The following is an 18,637-nucleotide window of genomic DNA, read 5'->3' on the forward strand; positions in this document are numbered from 1 at the left end:
TGCTCCCAGGTGCGGGCGACCATCTGCCACCCGGGCAGTTGGCCGACCGGCCCTCTCACTGGTCGCGCCGTTGCGCGCTGGTGACGGCGAGCACGGCTGTGGTGAGCGCCCACACCGCGTAGACGGTCCAGGCTCCGCCGGTCGTCCACGGAAAGTCGGTCCGGGGGGAGCCGACCTCCACGAGCCGTGACCACGCCTGGTAGAGCGTGGCGTGCCCGGCGACCGCCGACCAGTGGCGGCCGTCGGTGAAGACGATGGGCAGCACGAGGATGGCTACCACCGAGACGATCATGGTGGCCGAGGTGTGCCTGATGACGGAGCCGATGGCCATGCCGGCGACCGCGCACACCGGCGCAAGGAGGGCGGACGCCACTACGACGCGCAGGGCGCCCGGGTAGCTGATCGATATGCCTGCGCCCCGGCCGCCGAGGATCGCCTGCGTCAGGCCGAACGAGACCCCTGCGACGATCGCGCCGAAGACGGTGGTGACCGCCGTGACGACCACCGTTTTGGCGGCCATCACCGAACGGCGGGCCGGAACGGCCGCGAACGTCGTACGAATGGTGCCCGTGCTGTACTCGCCGATGATCGCGACGGCGCCGAGGGCACCGAGGGCGAGCATCATGACCATGGCGGCGTTCGCCGTGAACGCCTCCTGCAGCGGAATTCCGTCCCGGACGAAGTCGGCCCGGTCCGCCGCGGTCCGCTGTGGCCAGTAGCTGTACGTGTCGTAGGCGGTGCCCGCGTTGAACGCGATGACGGCCAGGGCGGTGGCCCCGTAGGCGATCCAGGTCGAGCGCAGCGACCGGATCTTGATCCATTCGGCGGCGACCAGGTCGTGAAAGCGGGCGCGGGGTTCGTCGGCGCCGAGTTCGCTGGCGGGAGCGTATGTCGTGGTCACTGGGGGTCTCCTGCGAGGTATTGCACGCTGTCGGCGGTGATCTCCATGAACGCCTCTTCCAGGGAGGCGGACCGGGTGCTGAGGTGATGCAGCGGAATACGGTGCTCCAGGGCGATCTCACCGATCCGGACCGCGGTCAGACCGGTGACGGTGAGCAGCTCGCCTTGTGCGTGTACGACTGCGCCCTCGGCCGTCAGCAGGTCCCTCAGGACGGCCGCGGCGGTGGTACCGACCACGGCGCTCTGCCGGGTGCCGCGGGCCGAGAACTCGGTGAGGCTTTCCGCCGCGATCAGTTCGCCGCGGCCGATGACGATCAGATGGTCGGCGGTGTGCTCCATCTCGGACATGAGATGGCTGGAGACGAATACGGCGCGGCCTTCGGCGGCGAGCTGCCTGAACAGGTCGCGCACCCACTTCACTCCTTCCGGGTCGAGGCCGTTGAGCGGTTCGTCGAAGAGCAGGACCGGTGGATCGCCGAGCAGGGCGGAGGCGATGCCGAGCCGCTGTTTCATGCCGAGCGAGAATCCTCCGATGCGGCGGCGGGCGACGTCGGCGAGGCCGACCTCCCGCAGCACCTCCTCCACCCGACGCTGCGGTATGCGGTTGCTGCGGGCCAGGGCGGACAGTTGCGCCCGCGCGCTGCGCCCGCCGTGCACGTCGTGCGCGTCGAGGAGAGCGCCGATGTGGCGCAGGCCGCGGGGGCGGTCACGAAAAGGGCGGCCGTCGATGGTGACGGTGCCGCTGGTGGGCTCGTGGAGGCCGAGGATCATCCGCAGCGTGGTGCTCTTGCCGGCGCCGTTCGGTCCGAGGAACCCGGTCACCTGGCCGGGTCGCACGGTGAAGGTCAGGTCGTTGACGGCCGTCGTGCCGCCGTACCGCTTCGTGAGTTCGTTGACTTCGATCACGGGGACAACGGTGCCGGGGGCGGCCCCGCCGGTCGTCGGGCCGGAGCTGACAATCGCCGGGCGCGAGTGTCAACCCCGGTTGTACAACCGCGGGTCGATGGCCCCTCAACAGCACACGGATACGATCACCAGATGTCAGCCTCCGTGTCTTTGCCGCTACTCAAGCGCATACCGCCGGGCCTGTGGACAGCGCTGGCGTGGTTGGCGGCAGCGGTGGAGCCCATCGTCCAGTACGTCGTGATGCCGCCGGGGCCGACGTACTCGCTCAACTTTCCCCGGGGCGGGCTCGATTCGCTTGGCGCCAGGGCTCTGCTTGCGCTCGCCTTCATGCTGGTCCTGGCCGGTAGTGCGGTGCTGCGCCGCAGTACTTCGTCGGCGTACGCACTGGTGATCGCCGGTACGGTCGCCTCGACGGTGGCCTGGCGCCAGGACGAAATCCCGCCCCTGCAGTTCCTGGCAGTGGATGTGGCCCTCTGCTACATCGCGGCCATCCGGTCCCGGCGGAACTCGCTCGCGGCGGCCGCGGGGGCACTCGGCGTGCTCACCTGCTATTTCATGCTGCGGCTGGTCGCGGGGGACGACTCCGGGATCGCTCCTGAGCCCTTCCTGGCCCTGACCGTGGCCATCGCCTGGCTCATCGGCAACTCGGTCCATCAGGCCCGGGCCCACACCGAAGAGCTGTACGCACGGGCCGCCGCGCAGGCCGTCACCGCCGAACGGCTGCGCATCGCCCGCGAAATGCACGACACCGTCGCCCACAGCATCGGCATCATCGCCCTGCAGGCCGGCGCCGCAGCCCGGGTCGTCGAGACCCAGCCGGCCAGGGCCCGGGAGGCGATGCTCACCGTGGAGAAGGCGGGGCGCGAGACCCTGTCCGGGCTGCGCCGGATGCTCGGCGCCCTGCGAGAGGCCGACCAGGATCAGGAAGGCCCCGGCCAAGACCATGGGCGTGCACCAGCGTCTCTGCAGCCGGCCGCCGGCCTGTCGGACGTGGAACAGCTCGCCACGGCGGCCATGGCCGCCGGTGTCCGCGTGGAGGTGTGCTGGCAGGGCCGGCGTCGCCCGCTGCCCGCTGACATCGACCTAGCGGCGTTCCGGATCGTCCAGGAGTCGGTGACCAACGCCGTACGGCACTCGGGGGCCGATTCCTGCCTCGTGCTCGTCGACTACCGCGCGGACGAACTCGCGGTCGAGGTCTCGGACCGAGGGAAAGGCGGCGGCACCAGCACGGACAGCGGATACGGCCTGATCGGCATGCGCGAGCGGGCCGCCCTGCTGCACGGCGATTTCACAGCCGGGCCCCGTCCCGGGGGCGGCTTCCTGGTAGCGGTCAGATTGCCGCTACCGGCAACGACCGAGGCGGGAGCCAGATGACCATCCGTGTCGTACTCACCGACGACCAGCCCCTGGTCCGCGCCGCTCTGCAGATGGTCATCACCGACACCGCGGACATCGAGGTGGTGGGCGAGGCCGGAAACGGCGCGGAAGCGGTACGACTGACGGAGGAACTCGCCCCCGACGTCGTCGTGATGGACCTCCGGATGCCCGGCATGGACGGCATCGAGGCCACCCGGCTGATCACGAAGGGCGCCGGCTCCGCACGCGTCGTCGTCCTGACGACCTTCGACGACGACGACTACGTCTACGGGGCGCTGCACGCCGGCGCGTCCGGATTCCTCGTCAAGGACATGGCCCTGGACGACATCCTCTCCGCAATCCGGATCGTTGCCGCCGGGGACGCGCTGATCGCACCGGCTGTCACACGTCGGCTGATCAAAGAGTTCACCGCCCGACCCGCAGCGTCACAGCCGCGGCGGGCGAAGCTCGGCGGCATCACCGCCCGGGAACGCGAGGTGCTGACCCTCGTCGGCAGGGGCCTGTCCAATACGGAGATCGCAGGCGAGCTCTGCATCAGCATCGCTACCGCCAAGACTTACCTGACCCGCCTGCTCGCCAAGCTCGATGCCCGCGACCGGGTGCAGCTGGTGATCCTGGCCTATGAGGCGGGCCTGGTGGCACCGCCCCAGTGAGCGAACGGACTCCCCGCGCAGCGAGCACCGGCGGGCGGTGCACGAGCCCGCTCCAACCCCGCCTGCCGTCAGTGCGCAGGTTGATCAAGGATCTGGCTCACCGCCGGCTGTCACCGGGGGCCAGAAGGCTGGTCAGCTCGGCGATGGCCGCCGGTGAGGGCTTGAAGTAACGGCGGAGGTTCTCCGGCTTCTTGTGACGCGACTTGGCCATCAGCATCAGCAGCGACGCACCTTGCTCGCCGAGGTGGGTCAGGGCAGAGTGCCGGTACTCGTGAAGGTCCCAACCGCTGCCCGGTCCACGTACTGCGGTGTGCCCATCCAGTAGGGCGCGGGCCTGGCCGTACGAGAGCCGGGCGAAGTCTGTGTCCGGACACACGTCTCGCGGGCCCATCACCTTCCCAGGGCCGGCTCGGCGGTGGGTGACGAACACCGGCCCGCGCGTGCGTCCCTTGAGCAGACGGGGCAAAAGTCTGGCCGTGCCCGCGTCCCAGTACACGGTCTCCAGCACGAAGTCCTCGCGCGTTTGGCTCCGTCGTCGGGCCTTCGCCCGGGCACCCTTGGCCTTGACCTGACAGCGGCGTCCGGCGAAGTCCAGATCCTCGATGTTCACGCCCAGAATCTCATCGGATCGAGCGGCGGTCTCATAGAGCATCCGGTACAGGGTCTTCTCTCGCAGGTGCACCTCGCGCCGCGCGATCAGCCGGTCGATGGCCATGCGCGAGCGGGCCGGGGTCTCGGAGTCCGGCACCGCCAGCCGCTTCGCCCAGGCCGGGACTGCCGGACACTCGTAGCCGCGCTCGCGGGACCACGCCAGCCAGGACAGCACCGATGCCCGACGGGAGTTCCAGGTGTTCACCGCCGCGGTGCCCAGAGCAGTTCGAGGGCTTCCCCCACTTCGTCGTCCGCGACCGAGCCGAGCGGCCGGCCCTCGCCGAGCCGCGCGGTGCCGGAACCAGGCCTCGCCGACACCCTTCTCGAAGAACTCCGCGTCGTTGCCGTAGTTGAAGATGCCGCTGGTGTGGTCGAGCAGCTGCCGCAGGGTGACCGTACGGCCGTCGTGGCCGTTGCCCGCGACCAGGCCGGGCAGCCACCGCTCGACCGTGTCGTCGAGGCCCAGCCGCCCCTCGGCCGCCAGCAGGAGGACCACGGCGGCGGTGAACGCCTTGCTGGTGCTGCCGATCCGGAACCGCTCGGACGGCCGCCGCCGCTGCCCGGTCGCCGTGTCGGAGAAGCCGGCCGAGCCGAACCACGCAGCGTGGCCGTCACGGACCTCGGCGGCGATTCCGGGAGCATCGAAGCGGGCCACGGCCTGGTCGAGGGCGTCCTGCGGGGTGGTCGTCGCGGGGGAGGGCACGGCGGTCATGTCGGGGTTCCTTCCGGGGAGTCGGGCGGGGAGGGGAGGTGGAGGGGGGACGGGGCGCGGCGCGTCAGGCGGCGAGGGCCGGGGCCGGGACGGCGGCCGCCGCACGCCGCCGGGCGGTGACGGCCACCGCCGCGCCGGCCGCCCCCCCGAGCAGCAGGACCACGGCGAGGGCGAGGAGGGTGGCCGCGTCCGGGTGGGCCGGGGACTGGCCGCGCCAGGCCTGCCAGGTCACCACCGCGACCAGCCCGCCGTAGCCGAGGGCGGCACTGCCGACCAGGCGGGCGCGCACCCTCTCGTCGCGCAGCCAGACGTGCTTCGCGGCCAGGGCGGCCAGCACGGCGGCGACCAGCAGGAGCACCTGGATCCCGTGCAGGGCGAAGAAGTGCGGGACCCGGAAGTCGCCGCCGGTCGTGCTCCAGCCGGTCAGCGGCATTCCGTGGCCGTCGGGGTCGCCGATGCCGTGGCCCTGGTACATCGGCACGGAGCGGCCGTTGGCGTCGGTCACCGTACGGGCGTGGATCTCGGTGGTCATCCAGAAGACCGGCACGAGCATCCCGAAGGTGGCCAGCGCCAGCCCGGCGCGGACGGCCCGGTCCAGCGCGGGACCGCCGCCGCGCTGGAGGAGTACGACGACCGCCAGCACCAGTTGCGCGATGACGATCACCATCACGCCGAAGGTGAGTACGGGGACCAGGGCGCGGGTGACCGGGTCGCCCTGGTCGGCGTTGAAGTGGCTGAAGGTGCCGCGCGCCGCCTGGACGGTGATGGCGCCGACCTCCGCCGTCGCGGCCACCGCGAAGACGGTGCCGAACCACTGTCCGACCCGCCTGCCCCTTCGGAGCTTCGTCAGCAGCCACGCCAGCGTGCCGGCGTAGAGGGCGAAGGCGAAGCCGAACTTGAGCGGCTTGACCCACACCGGCTCGTCCAGCAGCGTCCGCCCGTCGACCGCGAGCCCCACGCCGGAGACGAGGACCAGGCCGAGCATGAGCGCGGCGCAGACCACCAGGGGGCGGTGCCAGGTGCGCAGCGGGGTGAGGAAGGGCGTCATCGCGGGGCTCCTTGTTTCGCGGATGACTGAAAGCTAATTAGCTTTCAGTCATCCGTCAATGAATGAGCCGAGTCTACTTGCAAAAAAGCAGGTCAAGGCGGTGTGGTTTTGCAATGGGCGTGAAGGCTAATGCAAAGGCCTGGCCGGTTGTTTGCAATGAGCTGCCTTCGAAAGCAATACTGGGGCCCGATGCGGCGCGAAGAGACGATGGAGGTGGCCCGTGCCCGGAGGCCGGCTGACGCACGAGGAACGGCGGGAGATCGCCCAGGGGCTGGCGGCGGGCCGGACCTACTCCGAGATCGCCGCCCGGCTGGACCGGCCCGTCTCCACCGTCACCCGGGAGGTGGCCCGCAACGGCGGTGCGGGCGCCTACCGGGCCGACGCGGCACACCGGGCGACCGCCGGGCGCGCCCGGCGGCGCGCGCAGGTTCCGGCCCGGACCCCGGCCGCCCCGGGCGCGGAGGACGCGCACGGGCGCGACCCCGAGGCCGTACGCCAACTTGAGGAGCAGTTCACCGCGATGATGGTCGGCACCGGCCTGCCGCGGATGACGGCCCGGGTGCTGACCTGCCTGTACGTCACCGACGGCGGGAGCCTGACCGCCACCGAGCTCGCCCGGCGCCTCCAGGTCAGCCCGGCGTCCGTCTCCAAGGCCGTCGGTGAACTCGAACAGCAGGAGCTCATCAGGCGCGAACGCGACCCGGGGCGGCGGCGCGACCGCTACGTCATCGACGCCGACGCCTGGTTCCGCGGCTGGATGGCCAGCGCCCGGCAGAACACCATGCTGGCCGACTTCGCCCGCCGCAGCGCCCGGACCCTCGGAACGTCCACCCCCGCCGGCACGCGGATGCAGGACATCGGCGACTTCTTCGAGCACGTGGGCCGGGCCATGGTCCAGGCGGCGGAGGAGTGGCGGCGCGGCAGTGCCCCGTAGCGTTCAGTCTTCGTCTGTTGCAACGCGAGGGTGGTGTTCGTTGCGTTGAATTCAGGCCCGGTGCAACGATTGCATGGCTCTGACCTGCAAGGATTGTTGTTCTTCGCAACGGGTGTGTTGCTCGACATGTGAACGCGACGTAGCGTTCAGGTCATCGGAAACGACGAGCAACGAACCCGAAGGAAGAGAAACCATGCAGAAGTTCACCACCGCCGCCGCGATCGCCGCCGTCCTGGACGTCCCGGCCGGGAACATCCGCTTCATCGCCGCCGACCGCGCCGACACCACGGTCGAGGTCCTGCCGGCCAACGCCTCCAAGAGCCGTGACGTGAAGGCCGCCGAGGAGACCACCGTCGAGTTCCAGGGCGGTGTCCTGCGGATCAGCGCGCCGCACAAGAACCAGGTGTTCGGGGCCTCGGGTTCGGTCGAGGTCACCGTCCAGCTCCCGGCGGGGTCGAGCGTCGAGGCGAAGACGGCGTCCGCCGAGTTCCGCGGTGTCGGCCGCCTGGGTGAGGTGTCGCTGGAGAGCGCGCACGGCACGGTCAAGCTCGACGAGGCCGCCGGGGTGCGGCTGGTGCTGGCCGCGGGTGACATCGCGGTGGGCCGGCTCGGTGGCCCGGCCGACATCCGGACCCAGAAGGGCGACCTGACGATCGCCGAGGCCACCGGCGGCACGGTCACGCTGCGCACCGAGCACGGGAACATCTCCGTCGGCGCGGCCCGGGGCGTCTCGGCCTCCCTCGACGCCGGCACCTCCTACGGCCGCATCAGCAACGCCCTCCGGAACACCGGCGAAGGCACCGCCCTGAACATCCACGCCACCACCGCCTACGGCAACATCACCGCCCTCACCGCCTGAACACGGCCCTGCTCCTCAGGCCCCGCTCTCGCGGGGCCGCAGGACGTCCCGCAGCACCCCGCGCGGCAGGCCCCGCCGCCTGCGCTCGCGCGGGTAGCCGATGGACACCTCGTCGAAGCGCACCCCGTCGTGGTACGTCGTACGGGGGATGTGCAGGTGTCCGTACACCACGGCCGCCGCCCGGTAGCGCAGGTGCCAGTCCGCCGTCAGCGTCGTCCCGCACCACTGCGCGAACTGCGGGTACCGCAGGACGTCGGTGGGCTCCCGCACCAGCGGGTAGTGGTTGACGAGTACGGTCTCCAGCGCCGGGTCCACCTCGTCCAGCCGGGCCGCCGTCGCCGCCACCCTGGCCCGGCACCAGCCGTCCATGTCCGGGTACGGATCCGGGTGCAGCAGGAACTCGTCCGTGCACACCACCCCCGACGCGTGGGCGGCGGCGAGGGACTGCTCCTTCGTCAGCGCCGGGTCGCGGAACGAGTAGTCGTAGTGCGTGAACAGCGGAGCCACCACCACCGGCCCGCCGGGCCCCTGCCACACCGGGTACGGGTCCTCCGGCGTGAGCACCCCCAGCCTCCGGCACATCTCCACCAGGTACCGGTAGCGGGGCTCCCCGCGCAGCTGCACCGGGTCGCCGGCCGGCGTCCACAGGTCGTGGTTGCCCGGGGTCCACACCACCCGCGCGAACCGGTCGCGCAGCAGCCCGAGCGCCCACTCGATCTCGGACGCGGTCTCGCTGACGTCCCCCGCCACCAGCAGCCAGTCCCCGGGCGCCCCGGGCACGATCTCCTCCTCCAGCAGCCGGCGGTTCTCCGCGTGCACCACGTGCAGGTCGGACACGGCCAGCAGCCGGCCCGGCGCCGCCATCAGCCGGCCACCTTCCGCAGCCAGCCGTCCACCGTGTCCGCGACGGCACCCGCGTCCGCACCCAGCAGCGAGAAGTGGTCGCCCGCCACCTCCGCCAAGTGGTCCGCGTACTCCCAGCCGCCCGCGGCCGAGGCCGCGGACGCCGAAGCGCGCACCAGCAGCGTGGGCGCCGACGCCGGCTCCGGCGTCCAGTCGGTGAACACCCTCAGGTGGCCGCCCATCGCGAGCAGCCGCGCGTCGTCGGGCACCCCCGGCGGACCGTCCGTCCCCAGCAGACGCTCCGTCAGCACCGCCAGCCCGCGCCGGTTCTCGCCCCGCGCGTACGTGTCCAGCAGCACCACCGCCGCCGCCTCACGGCCGATCTCCAGCAGCTCCCGGGCCACGGCGTGCGCGATCCACCCGCCGGACGAGTGCCCCAGCAGCACCGGCCGCGCGGCGCCCGCCGCCTCGGCCACCGCCTCCGCCTGGGCCCGCACCAGCGCCTGCCGGCTGCGCGGCAGTACCGCGTCACCGGCGAAGCCGGGGTGCCCCAGCACCGTCAGACCCCGACGGCCCTCCAGGGCCGCCGCCAGCGCGAGGAACTCGTCCGGGCCGGACGCCGCGCCCAGCGAGGGGAACGCGAACAGCCCCGCCGCCCCCTCCCGCCCGGTCGCCAGTCGCACCGGAGCCGGCCAGCGCGCCACCCCGGACCGGGAGTCGTAGCCGGGCAGCAGCTCGGCCGCCGCCATCAGCAGCGCCGCGCCCTCGGCGGTACGGCCCTGCGCGTGTGCCCCGCGCAGCAGCCCCGCGAAGGTGCCCCCGGCGGCGGGCGGCGCCTGCGGCCGGCCCGCCGCCACCGGGCCCCGCTCCGCGAGCGGCCCGGCCGGCCCCCCGCCCGGCGAAGCGCCCTCGTCGGCCCGCGGGTTGGCGGCCCGGCGCGGCCGCTGGGCCACCAGGCTCCGCAGCAGCGCCGGTACGGGAGCCCCGGCGGTACGCGGCCCGCCCGCGTCGGCGCGGGCGGCCACCAGGGTCAGGCTCCGCGAGAGCGCGTGCCCCAGCAGGCCGGCCCCGTCCCCGCCGGCCGGGGCCGCCAGCCCCGCCGGGAGGCCCTCGGCGTCGGCGCCCCACCCCAGCACGGCCGCGGGCAGTCCGGCCGCGCGGCGGCGGGCGGCCAGCGCGGTGAGGAAGGCGCCCACGACCGCGGCGCACTCCGGGCCGCCCGAGCCGACGGCGGCCCCGACGGTGGTGACGAACGCCAGCGGCGTCGGGTGCCCGTCCAGGGCGAGCGCGGCGTCGACCGAGGCCTCCAGCGAGGGCCCGTCCGGACCGCTCAGGTGCACGACCGCGGCGGCCTCCTCGCCGGGCCCGACCAGCCGTACGCCGTACGCCTCCACCAGGTGCCGGGCGCTCTCCTCGGCGCGCGGCCCCTCGACGGCGCCGCTGAGCCGGACCGTTGCCGGCCCGTCGGCGCGGGCCGCCCCGGGCACCACGGTCTCCGTCCGCACCAGACGCCGCGCGTACGCGACCCCGTCGCGCAGGGCCAGGTCCGGTTCCCCGCCGCCCAGCGCCCGCGCCAGGGCCTTGCGGCTGGCGTCGCTGTCGTCCACGTCCACCAGCATGATGCGGCCCGCGCCCGCACCGTCGAGCCACGCCTGCACCGAGCGCACGAAGCCGCGTACGGCCGACCCGAAGAGATCGGCGACGCCCTCCCCGGGCAGCACCTCCTCGGCGCAACCCGTGACCACGGCCAGCACCGAACCGGCCAGCCGCTCCTCGGCGAGCCAGGCACCCACCAGCTCCCGCACCTCGTCCACCGCCGCCGCCACGCCCCGCCCGCACAGCTCGGCGTCGGTGGCCGGCCCCGCGAAGCGGGCCAGGACCAGCTCCGGCACCGGGCCCCCGTCCGCCGCCACCGCCAGCAGCTCGGGCAGCCCGGAGTACGCGGGCGCCCCGTCGCACTCCGGCAGCGGCGACGGGACGGGCCCGCCGCCCGGCATCCCGAGCAGCGCCCGGCGCGGCCCCCGGACGGGCTCGGCGGCCTCCGCCGCCCGCTCCCACACCAGCGCCAGCGGGGTGACGGGCCGTCCGTCCGGCCCGCCCGGCAGCTCGGACAGGGTCACGGCCGCCGCGGCCACCGGACCGCCCTCCGCGTCGGCCAGCTCCAGCGCCACCACCCCGAACGCGCCGCGCACGGCCCGCACCCGCAGGGCGGTCGCCCCGGTCGCGTACAGGGCCGTGCCCCGCCACGCCCCGGCCGACAGCGGCTCCGGCGCCGCCGCCAGCACGGGGTGCAGTGCCGCCTCCAGCAGCGTGGGGTGCAGGGCGTACGGCTGCCCGTGCAGCCCGGCGGGCAGCAGGACCTCCGCGAGGAACTCCTCGCCCCGCCGCCAGGCCCGCGCCACGGCCGGGTGCTCCTCGGCCTCCTCCAGCGGTTCCGCGTCCCGCGGCGGCCACTGCGCCAGGGCGAAGGACGGTGCCCGGCCCGGTGCCAGAACGGCCGTCAGGTGTCGCACCCACGGCTCCTCCGGGCCGGCGCCCTCGGCCCGCGAGACCACCGTCAGCCGCCGCCGGCCGGCCTCGTCGGGGGCCTGAGCCAGCAGCTGGAGCAGCACCCCGCCCCGCGAGGGCAGCGCCAGGACCACCTCCGCGGCGGCCTCCTCGACCTCCGGCGCGCCGATCGCGCCGCCCACCGCGAGCGCCGCCTCCACCAGCGCCTGCGCCGGCACACGGCCGGACGCGGCGAACTCCGGGTGGCTGCGCGCCGAGACCGTGCCCGTGAACAGGACGGCCCCCGCCTCCGGGAGGTCCAGCCGCCACGCGGCCAGCGGATGCCCCGTCGCGGTCATCCCCGTCGCCGCCGTCCCCGGGGTGCCGGGGGTGCCGGCCCGCACGGACCCCCCGGCGTGGTCCCGTGCCACCCGGGCGGCTGGGCCCTGGCCCGGCCGGCGGTCCTCGCGCCGGAAGGGGTACGTGGGCAGGCCGTACAGCGGCGCCCCGGCGGGCAGTCCCAGCGGCAGCCGGCCGAGGACGCCGTGGGCGTACAGGGTCGCGGTCGCCGTGAGCAGCGCCCGGACCTCGTCGCCCCGGCGGCACAGGGCGGGCACCACGACGGCGGAGCCCCCGTCGGCGAGGCAGGGCCGGGCCATGGCCGCGAGGGCGCCGTCGGGACCCAGCTCCAGTACGGCGGTGGCGCCTTCGGACTCCAGGGTGCGGACGGCGTCCTGGAAACGGACGGTCTCGCGGACGTGGCCGACCCAGTAGTCCGGGTGCGCGACCTCCTCGGTGACGATGCCGCCGGTGAGCGCGGAGACGAAGGCGATCCGCGGCCGCCGGAAGTCCAGGCCCGCGATGGCCCGCCGGAACTCCTCCAGCATCGGGTCCATCAGCGGCGAGTGGAAGGCGTGGCCCGCGCGCAGGGTCTTGGACTTGACGTCCTGCTCGGCCAGCCGTCCCACGACGGCCCGGACGGCTTCGCGGGCGCCGGAGACGACGACGTCCCGGGGCCCGTTGACGGCGGCGAGCGCCGTGCCCGGCACCAGCAGCGGGGCGACCTCCTCCGCGCCCGTCCGGACGGCGACCATGAGCCCGGCCTCGGGCAGGGCCTCCATCAGCCGTCCGCGCGCGGTGACGAGCACGGCCGCGTCCTTGAGGGACAGCACCCCGGACACGTGCGCGGCGGCGATCTCGCCGGCCGAGTGCCCGCCGACGAACTTCGGCACGACCCCCCACGACTCGACGAGCCGGTAGAGCGCGACCTCGACGGCGAACAGGGCCGCCTGCGCGGTCCCGGTGCGGCTCAAGGCCTCGGCGGCGTCGGCGTCGTCGCCGAAGACGGCCTCCCGGACCCCGCCGCCGAGTTCGGCGCACACCTCGTCGAAGGCGGCGGCGAACACCGGGAAGGCCGTGTACAGCCCGCGGCCCGTCCCCGGCCGCTGGCCGCCCTCGCCGGTGAACAGGACGGCCAGGTCCCGCCGCCGCGCCGCGGTCCCGCGCACCAGGCCCGCGTCCCGCCGGTCCCGGGCGAGGGCCTCCAGCCCCCGCGCCAGCTCCTCCCGGTCCGCGGCGACGACCACCGCCCGGTGCTCGAAGGCCGTACGGGTGGTGGCGAGCGCCCGGCTCAGGGCCCCCGGCCGCGCGCCGGAGTGCTCGCCCAGCCAGGCCAGCAGCCGCCGGGCCTGGGCGCGCAGGGCCTCGGGGGTGGCGCCGGAGACGGTGTACGGCAGCGGGTGCGCGGCCCCGACGGCCCCGTCGGCCCCGGCGTCGGCGGCCGGGGCCGTACGCGGTGCCTCCTCCAGGACGACGTGGCAGTCCGGGCCGCCCGTACCGCGGGAGCTGACGCCCACGACGAGCCGCCGGCCGGACACCCCGGCGCGCGGGCCCGGCGCCGGCTCGCGGCGGTCCCGGCCCAGGCCCGGCAGCGCCCCGATCAGGTCCGTGATGCCCACGGCGCCGTGCGGTTCGACGTACCGGACCTCGCGCGGGTCGACGCCGGACCGCTCGCAGACCCGGCGCAGCACGTCCTCCCGGCCCTGCGGTCCCTCGTCGCCGGGCGCGGCCGGCCCCGTACCGTCGCCCTCGTCGACGCCGCTGCCCGCGATCACGCCGAGCACCCGGTCCCCGTCGGCCAGGGCCCGGGCGAGGGGCTTGAGGACGACGACGCCGCCGCCCTCGCAGCGCACGGAGCCGCGGGCGCGGGCCCCGCCGGGCCCGGCCGCCGCGACGGCCGCGCCGGGGACCGGTTCGGGACCGAGCCCGCCGACCAGGGCGGCGTCGCACTCGCCGGCGCGCAGGCTCTCGCAGGCCAGGTGCACGGCCACGAGCGAGGAGGAACGGCCGGTGTACACGGTCGTGCTGGGGCCGCGCAGGCCCAGCAGGCCGCCGGTGCGGTGGCCGATGGTCTCCGGCCCGTGCTGGTACGACGGCGCGGTGTGCCCGTCCCGCACGGCGCCCACGAACACGCCGACGCGCTCGCCGCGCAGCGACCCCGGCACGATCCCCGCGTCTTCGAGGGCCTCCCAGCACAGCTCCAGCACCAGCCGCCGACGCGGGCCCATCGACGCGGCCTCGCGCGGGGAGATGCCGAAGAAGGCCGGGTCGAAGGCGTCGGCGGCGTCGTCCGGCAGCAGCCACGGGGCGTCCGGGGCCGGGGCCTTCGGGGCCGGGGCCTTCGGGAGGCGGCAGGACAGGCCGACGACCGCGATCCGGTGGTCGGCGGGCACGGCGACGTCCGGGAGCGGACCGCGAGCGTCTTCAGGCATTTCTTCTCACCCATCCGTCCTGACGCGAGGTGATGCGGGGGAGATGGTGCGCACAGTGGCTGGAGGCGGGCTCAAGAACGGCTGAATCCAGCCGCCCGGCCGGTGGGGCGCGTCCCCCGGTGCCCCCAAGACCGGCCACCCGAAAGGGAGATGAGAGCATGCCGGGAGGGCTGGTAACGCCACGGAAGACGAGAGGTCATCTGCAATGGAGAATTCCGCCGACGGTGTGTACGACGTGGTCATCCTCGGTGGCGGCAGCGGGGGCTACTCCTGTGCCCTGCGCGCGACCCAGCTCGGCCTGGACGTCGTCCTCATCGAGAAGGGCAAGCTGGGCGGCACCTGCCTGCACAACGGCTGCATCCCGACCAAGGCGCTGCTGCACGCCGGCGAGGTCGCCGACGAACTGCGCCGCAGCGAGTCCTACGGAGTGAAGTCCACCTTCGAGGGCGTGGACATAGCCGGGGTGCACGCGTACAAGGACGGCGTGATCGCCGGCCTCTACAAGGGTCTCCAAGGCATGCTGAAGACGCGCAAGAACCTCACCCTGGTGGAGGGCGAGGGCCGCCTCGTCTCCCCGACCGAGGTCGAGGCCGGCGGCGTCCGCTACAAGGGCCGCCACGTCGTCCTCGCCACCGGATCCCAGCCGCGCTCGCTGCCCGGCCTGGCCATCGACGGCAACCGGGTCGTCTCCTCCGACCACGCGCTGTTCCTCGACCGGATCCCCGAGTCGGCGGTCGTGCTCGGCGGCGGCGTCATCGGCGTCGAGTTCGCCTCGGCCTGGAAGTCCTTCGGCGTGGACGTCACCGTCGTCGAGGGCCTGCCGCACCTGGTGCCCGCCGAGGACGTCGACATCTCCAAGTCCCTGGAGCGCGCCTTCCGCAAGCGGAAGATCAAGTTCGAGCTGGGCTCCCGCTTCTCCGGCGTCGAGTACACCGAGAACGGTGTACGAGTCTCCCTCGAGAACGGCAAGCAGATCGAGGCCGAGCTGCTGCTCGTCGCCGTCGGCCGCGGCCCGGTCTCCGCCGGACTCGGATACGAGGAGGCGGGCGTCGCCCTCGACCGCGGCCACGTCGTCGTCGACGAGCTGCTGCGCACCAGCCTGCCGACCGTCTCGGCCGTCGGCGACCTCGTCCCGACGCTCCAGCTGGCCCACGTCGGCTTCGCCGAGGGCATCCTCGTCGCCGAGCGCGTCGCCGGCCTGCCGGTGACGCCGATCGACTACGACGGCGTCGCGCGGGTCACCTACTGCGAGCCCGAGATCGCCTCCGTCGGCCTCAGCGAGGCGAAGGCCAAGGAGGTCTACGGCGAGGACAAGGTCGTCGTGGCCAGGTTCAACGCCGGCAGCACCGGCAAGAGCAAGATCCTGAAGTCGGCGGGCGACGTCAAGCTCGTCCAGGTCGCCGACGGCCCCGTCGTCGGCATCCACATGATCGGCTCGCGCGTCAGCGAGCAGATCGGCGAGGCCCAGCTCATCTTCAACTGGCAGGCCCTCCCGTCGGAGGTGGCGAGCCTCATCCACGCCCACCCGACCCAGACCGAGGCCCTGGGCGAGGCCCACCTCGCCCTCGCCGGGAAGCCGCTGCACGTCCACGGCTGACCCCCGCGGTCGGTATTCCGCCATTCGGAAGGGCCGGGGTGAACTCCCCGGCCCTTCCCGCGTCTTCGGTGAAACCGCTGGTACGAGACCGGCCCGGATGCCACGATCACTGCGCCGCGGGTGTGGGGCCCGCCGGTAACCGGCCATCAGGCGAGGACGTATCCATGAACCCGGAACACGGCACCAACCTGGCACACGGCACGCACGGCACGCACGGCACGTCACGCACGGGCACCGACAGGGTGGCCACCCTCCTCCTCGGTCTCTCCACCGTCCTCATCGGCCTGATGGCGGGTCTGTTCTTCGCCTTCGACGTCTCGGTGATGCCGGGCCTGGCCGCCGGCGACGAGCGCACCTACGTCACCGCCATGCAGAGCTTCAACGCCGCCATCGACGGCAACGGCCTCTTCGGCAGCGCCTTCGTCCTCGCGCTGCTCGCCACCGCCGCCGCGGCCGTCGTCGAGTACCGCAAGGGCCGTCGCGGGACCGCCGTGTGGGCGGCCGCGGCGGCCGTCGCCTACCTCGTCGTACTGGTGATCACCTTCGCGGTGAACATCCCGCTGAACGACGAGCTCGCGGCCGTCGGCGACGCCGCGAAGCTGACCGACTTCGCGGTGGTGGACAAGTTCAAGGGCACCTGGGTCACCACGAACGTCCTGCGCACCCTGCTCTGCACCGCCGCCCTCACCGCCCTCGTCCGCGCCCTCCTCCTCCACGGCCGCGGCACCGCGGCCCGCTGACGCCGCCGCGGCCGCCGGGCCGCCGGTCTAGGCGTGCTGTCCGTGCAGGACCAGCGCCCAGACCAGCAGCCCGAAGGCCACCGTGCACAGGAGGGTGCGCCACACGTTCGCGCGGACCCAGGTCCCCTCGAACGCGCGGCGCACGGCGGCCGGATCGGCGATCCGGTCCACCGGGCCCGCCTGCTCCAGGGCGTTGTTGAGCGGGATGTTCACCCGGGCGGTGACGACCATCGCCAGGACGTACGCGACGAACGCGCCGGCCAGCGGCACCAGCGCGTGGTGGCCGTCGCCCGGCAGGTGCAGGCCCAGGGCCAGCCCCGTGAACACCAGCGAGCCCATGTAGCCGAGCAGGAACCAGCCGTTGAGGATGGCCACGTTGATCCGCTGCATCGTCTCGATCACCGTCCGGTCGGACGAGGCGCGCAGCCCTGGCATCACCGCCACCGAGAACCCGTAGAAGAGGCCGCTGACCAGGCCCGTGGTGATGGTCGCAGCGATCAGTGACGCGAACCGTGCCGTTTCCACGTGGTCCCCCCGCGTATGTGGGTGCCGCATGTACTGCCGCACCGCGATGGCCGGATTCTCGCCCATCCCCGGTCGTTCCACCCCTGATACAAGCCGTCCCCAGCTGATACTACGGTCGTACGCAGGCCACTTCTCGTGCCATTGCACAGGCCCAACACCCTTGCCGCGCAGGCCGGATGACCTCTTCCGGGAGCACCCCCGGCGCGCGGTACCCTCCCGCTGGGCCCGCACGCCCGCCAGAACGCCGGAGAGGAATCAGACCGTGACCGACCCGAAGCAGAGGCTGGACGCACTGCGGTCCGACATCGAGCGCCGCAACCCCGCCCAGCCCGAGTTCCACCAGGCCGTACGGGAGGTCCTGGACACCCTGGCCCCCGTCTTCGCGGCGCGCCCCGAGTACGCCGAGACCGGGCTCGTGGAGCGGCTCGTGGAACCGGAGCGGCAGATCATCTTCCGGGTGCCGTGGACGGACGACCACGGGCACGTCCACGTCAACCGCGGCTACCGGGTGGAGTTCAACAGCGCGCTCGGCCCGTACAAGGGCGGGCTGCGCTTTCACCCGTCCGTGGACATCGGCGTGGTGAAGTTCCTCGGCTTCGAGCAGATCTTCAAGAACGCGCTGACCGGGCTGGGCATCGGCGGCGGCAAGGGCGGCAGCGACTTCGACCCGCACGGCCGCTCCGACGCCGAGGTCATGCGCTTCTGCCAGTCCTTCATGACCGAGCTCCACCGCCACATCGGCGAGCACACCGACGTCCCGGCCGGGGACATCGGCGTCGGCGGCCGCGAGATCGGCTACCTGTTCGGCCAGTACCGGCGCATCACCAACCGCTGGGAGGCCGGCGTCCTGACCGGCAAGGGACAGGGCTGGGGCGGTTCCGCGATCCGGCCCGAGGCCACCGGCTACGGCAGCGTCCTGTTCGCCGCCGAGATGCTGAAGGTCCGGGGCGAGTCCCTGGACGGCCTGACGGCCGTGGTCTCCGGCTCCGGGAACGTGGCCCTGTACACCATCGAGAAGCTCCAGCAGCTCGGCGCCAACCCGCTGACCTGTTCCGACTCGCAGGGCTACGTGGTCGACGACAAGGGCATCGACCTCGCCCTCCTGCGCCAGATCAAGGAGGTCGAGCGGGGCCGCGTCAGCGAGTACGCCGCCCGGCGCGGCCCCTCGGCCCGCTTCGTGCCGGGCGGACGCGTCTGGGAGGTCCCGGCCGACGTGGCCTTCCCCTCCGCGACCCAGAACGAACTGGGCGCCGAGGACGCGCGCGCCCTCATCGGGAACGGCGTCAAGGCGGTCTCGGAGGGCGCCAACATGCCCAGCACCCCCGAGGCGGTCCACCTCTTCCAGGCGGCGGGCGTCGCCTTCGGCCCGGGCAAGGCCGCCAACGCGGGCGGCGTCGCGGTCAGCGCCCTGGAGATGGCCCAGAACGCGGGCCGTACGGCCTGGACCCGGGACCGGGTCGAGTCGGAACTGGCGGGCATCATGAGCGCGATCCACGAGGTAGCGCACGAAACGGCCGCCCGCTACGACGCCCCGGGCGACTACGTCACCGGCGCCAACATCGCCGGCTTCGAACGCGTGGCGGACGCGATGCTGGTCCAGGGCGTGATCTGATCCCTGCCGCCGCCGGGTCCGC

The 18,637-nt window shown here is 73.7% G+C and carries 13 protein-coding genes and 2 pseudogenes; 7 read left to right on the forward strand and 8 right to left on the reverse strand.

What is annotated here, in order from left to right:
* Positions 1 to 55: 55 nt before the first annotated feature.
* Together ACZ7IF_RS32455 and ACZ7IF_RS32460 are read right to left on the reverse strand one after the other, a co-directional pair.
* Positions 56 to 901, reverse strand: a complete 846-nt coding sequence (locus ACZ7IF_RS32455) for an ABC transporter permease (protein ID WP_470978862.1) — start codon at positions 899 to 901, stop codon at positions 56 to 58.
* Complete coding sequence (locus tag ACZ7IF_RS32460; protein WP_470978864.1) at positions 898 to 1,806, reverse strand: ABC transporter ATP-binding protein; 909 nt, start codon at positions 1,804 to 1,806, stop codon at positions 898 to 900. Before ACZ7IF_RS32460 ends, ACZ7IF_RS32455 begins: the two co-directional genes overlap by 4 nt.
* A 132-nt stretch (positions 1,807 to 1,938) precedes the next feature.
* Here ACZ7IF_RS32460 and ACZ7IF_RS32465 point away from each other — a divergent pair, with 132 nt between their 5' ends.
* Both ACZ7IF_RS32465 and ACZ7IF_RS32470 read left to right on the forward strand, forming a co-directional pair.
* Positions 1,939 to 3,180 (forward strand): sensor histidine kinase, encoded by a 1,242-nt coding sequence (locus ACZ7IF_RS32465; protein WP_470978867.1) that lies wholly within the window; start codon positions 1,939 to 1,941, stop codon positions 3,178 to 3,180.
* A complete protein-coding gene (locus ACZ7IF_RS32470) occupies positions 3,177 to 3,836 on the forward strand; it encodes a response regulator (RefSeq protein WP_470978871.1) in 660 nt (219 codons plus the stop codon). Before ACZ7IF_RS32465 ends, ACZ7IF_RS32470 begins: the two co-directional genes overlap by 4 nt.
* 97 nt (positions 3,837 to 3,933) lie before the next feature.
* On the opposite strand, the pseudogene ACZ7IF_RS32475 reads toward ACZ7IF_RS32470, so the two are convergent.
* From ACZ7IF_RS32475 to ACZ7IF_RS32485, 3 genes and pseudogenes are all read right to left on the reverse strand, one after another.
* Positions 3,934 to 4,775: pseudogene (locus ACZ7IF_RS32475) on the reverse strand (tyrosine-type recombinase/integrase); the annotation flags it as partial.
* Positions 4,776 to 4,815: 40 nt separating this feature from the next.
* A pseudogene (locus ACZ7IF_RS32480) lies at positions 4,816 to 5,199 on the reverse strand (serine hydrolase domain-containing protein); the annotation flags it as partial.
* A 64-nt stretch (positions 5,200 to 5,263) separates the two neighbouring features.
* Entirely contained in the window at positions 5,264 to 6,247 is a 984-nt protein-coding gene (locus tag ACZ7IF_RS32485) for a hypothetical protein (RefSeq protein WP_470978874.1), read from the reverse strand.
* A 220-nt stretch (positions 6,248 to 6,467) separates the two neighbouring features.
* On the opposite strand from ACZ7IF_RS32485, the gene ACZ7IF_RS32490 reads away from it, so the two are divergent.
* Together ACZ7IF_RS32490 and ACZ7IF_RS32495 are read left to right on the forward strand one after the other, a co-directional pair.
* Positions 6,468 to 7,181, forward strand: coding sequence for a GbsR/MarR family transcriptional regulator (locus tag ACZ7IF_RS32490; RefSeq protein WP_470978876.1), 714 nt, complete (start codon positions 6,468 to 6,470; stop codon positions 7,179 to 7,181).
* A 193-nt stretch (positions 7,182 to 7,374) separates the two neighbouring features.
* Entirely contained in the window at positions 7,375 to 8,040 is a 666-nt protein-coding gene (locus ACZ7IF_RS32495) for a DUF4097 family beta strand repeat-containing protein (protein WP_470978879.1), read from the forward strand.
* Between the two features lie 15 nt (positions 8,041 to 8,055).
* On the opposite strand, the gene ACZ7IF_RS32500 is transcribed toward ACZ7IF_RS32495, so the two are convergent.
* Together ACZ7IF_RS32500 and ACZ7IF_RS32505 are read right to left on the reverse strand one after the other, a co-directional pair.
* Positions 8,056 to 8,904: a metallophosphoesterase family protein gene (locus ACZ7IF_RS32500; protein WP_470978883.1), complete on the reverse strand. Its 849-nt coding sequence runs from the start codon at positions 8,902 to 8,904 to the stop codon at positions 8,056 to 8,058.
* Positions 8,904 to 14,141 (reverse strand): acyltransferase domain-containing protein, encoded by a 5,238-nt coding sequence (locus ACZ7IF_RS32505; protein WP_470978885.1) that lies wholly within the window; start codon positions 14,139 to 14,141, stop codon positions 8,904 to 8,906. The genes ACZ7IF_RS32500 and ACZ7IF_RS32505 overlap by 1 nt, the downstream gene beginning before the upstream one ends.
* A gap of 205 nt (positions 14,142 to 14,346) precedes the next feature.
* Between ACZ7IF_RS32505 and lpdA the strand changes: the two genes are divergently transcribed.
* Both lpdA and ACZ7IF_RS32515 read left to right on the forward strand, forming a co-directional pair.
* On the forward strand, positions 14,347 to 15,738 hold the full coding sequence (gene lpdA / locus ACZ7IF_RS32510; protein WP_470978887.1) for a dihydrolipoyl dehydrogenase: 1,392 nt from the start codon (positions 14,347 to 14,349) through the stop codon (positions 15,736 to 15,738).
* 164 nt (positions 15,739 to 15,902) lie between these two features.
* Positions 15,903 to 16,478 carry an anthrone oxygenase family protein gene (locus tag ACZ7IF_RS32515; protein ID WP_470978890.1) on the forward strand — a complete coding sequence of 192 codons (576 nt, stop codon included), beginning with the start codon at positions 15,903 to 15,905 and terminating at the stop codon, positions 16,476 to 16,478.
* A gap of 27 nt (positions 16,479 to 16,505) precedes the next feature.
* Here ACZ7IF_RS32515 and ACZ7IF_RS32520 read toward each other — a convergent pair whose 3' ends face one another.
* Complete coding sequence (locus ACZ7IF_RS32520) at positions 16,506 to 17,003, reverse strand: anthrone oxygenase family protein (RefSeq protein WP_470978893.1); 498 nt, start codon at positions 17,001 to 17,003, stop codon at positions 16,506 to 16,508.
* A 262-nt stretch (positions 17,004 to 17,265) separates the two neighbouring features.
* On the opposite strand from ACZ7IF_RS32520, the gene gdhA reads away from it, so the two are divergent.
* Entirely contained in the window at positions 17,266 to 18,615 is a 1,350-nt protein-coding gene (gdhA, locus tag ACZ7IF_RS32525) for an NADP-specific glutamate dehydrogenase (protein WP_470978896.1), read from the forward strand.
* The last annotated feature ends 22 nt before the right edge of the window (positions 18,616 to 18,637 follow it).

The organism is Streptomyces sp. NPDC037421 (assembly GCF_055602105.1).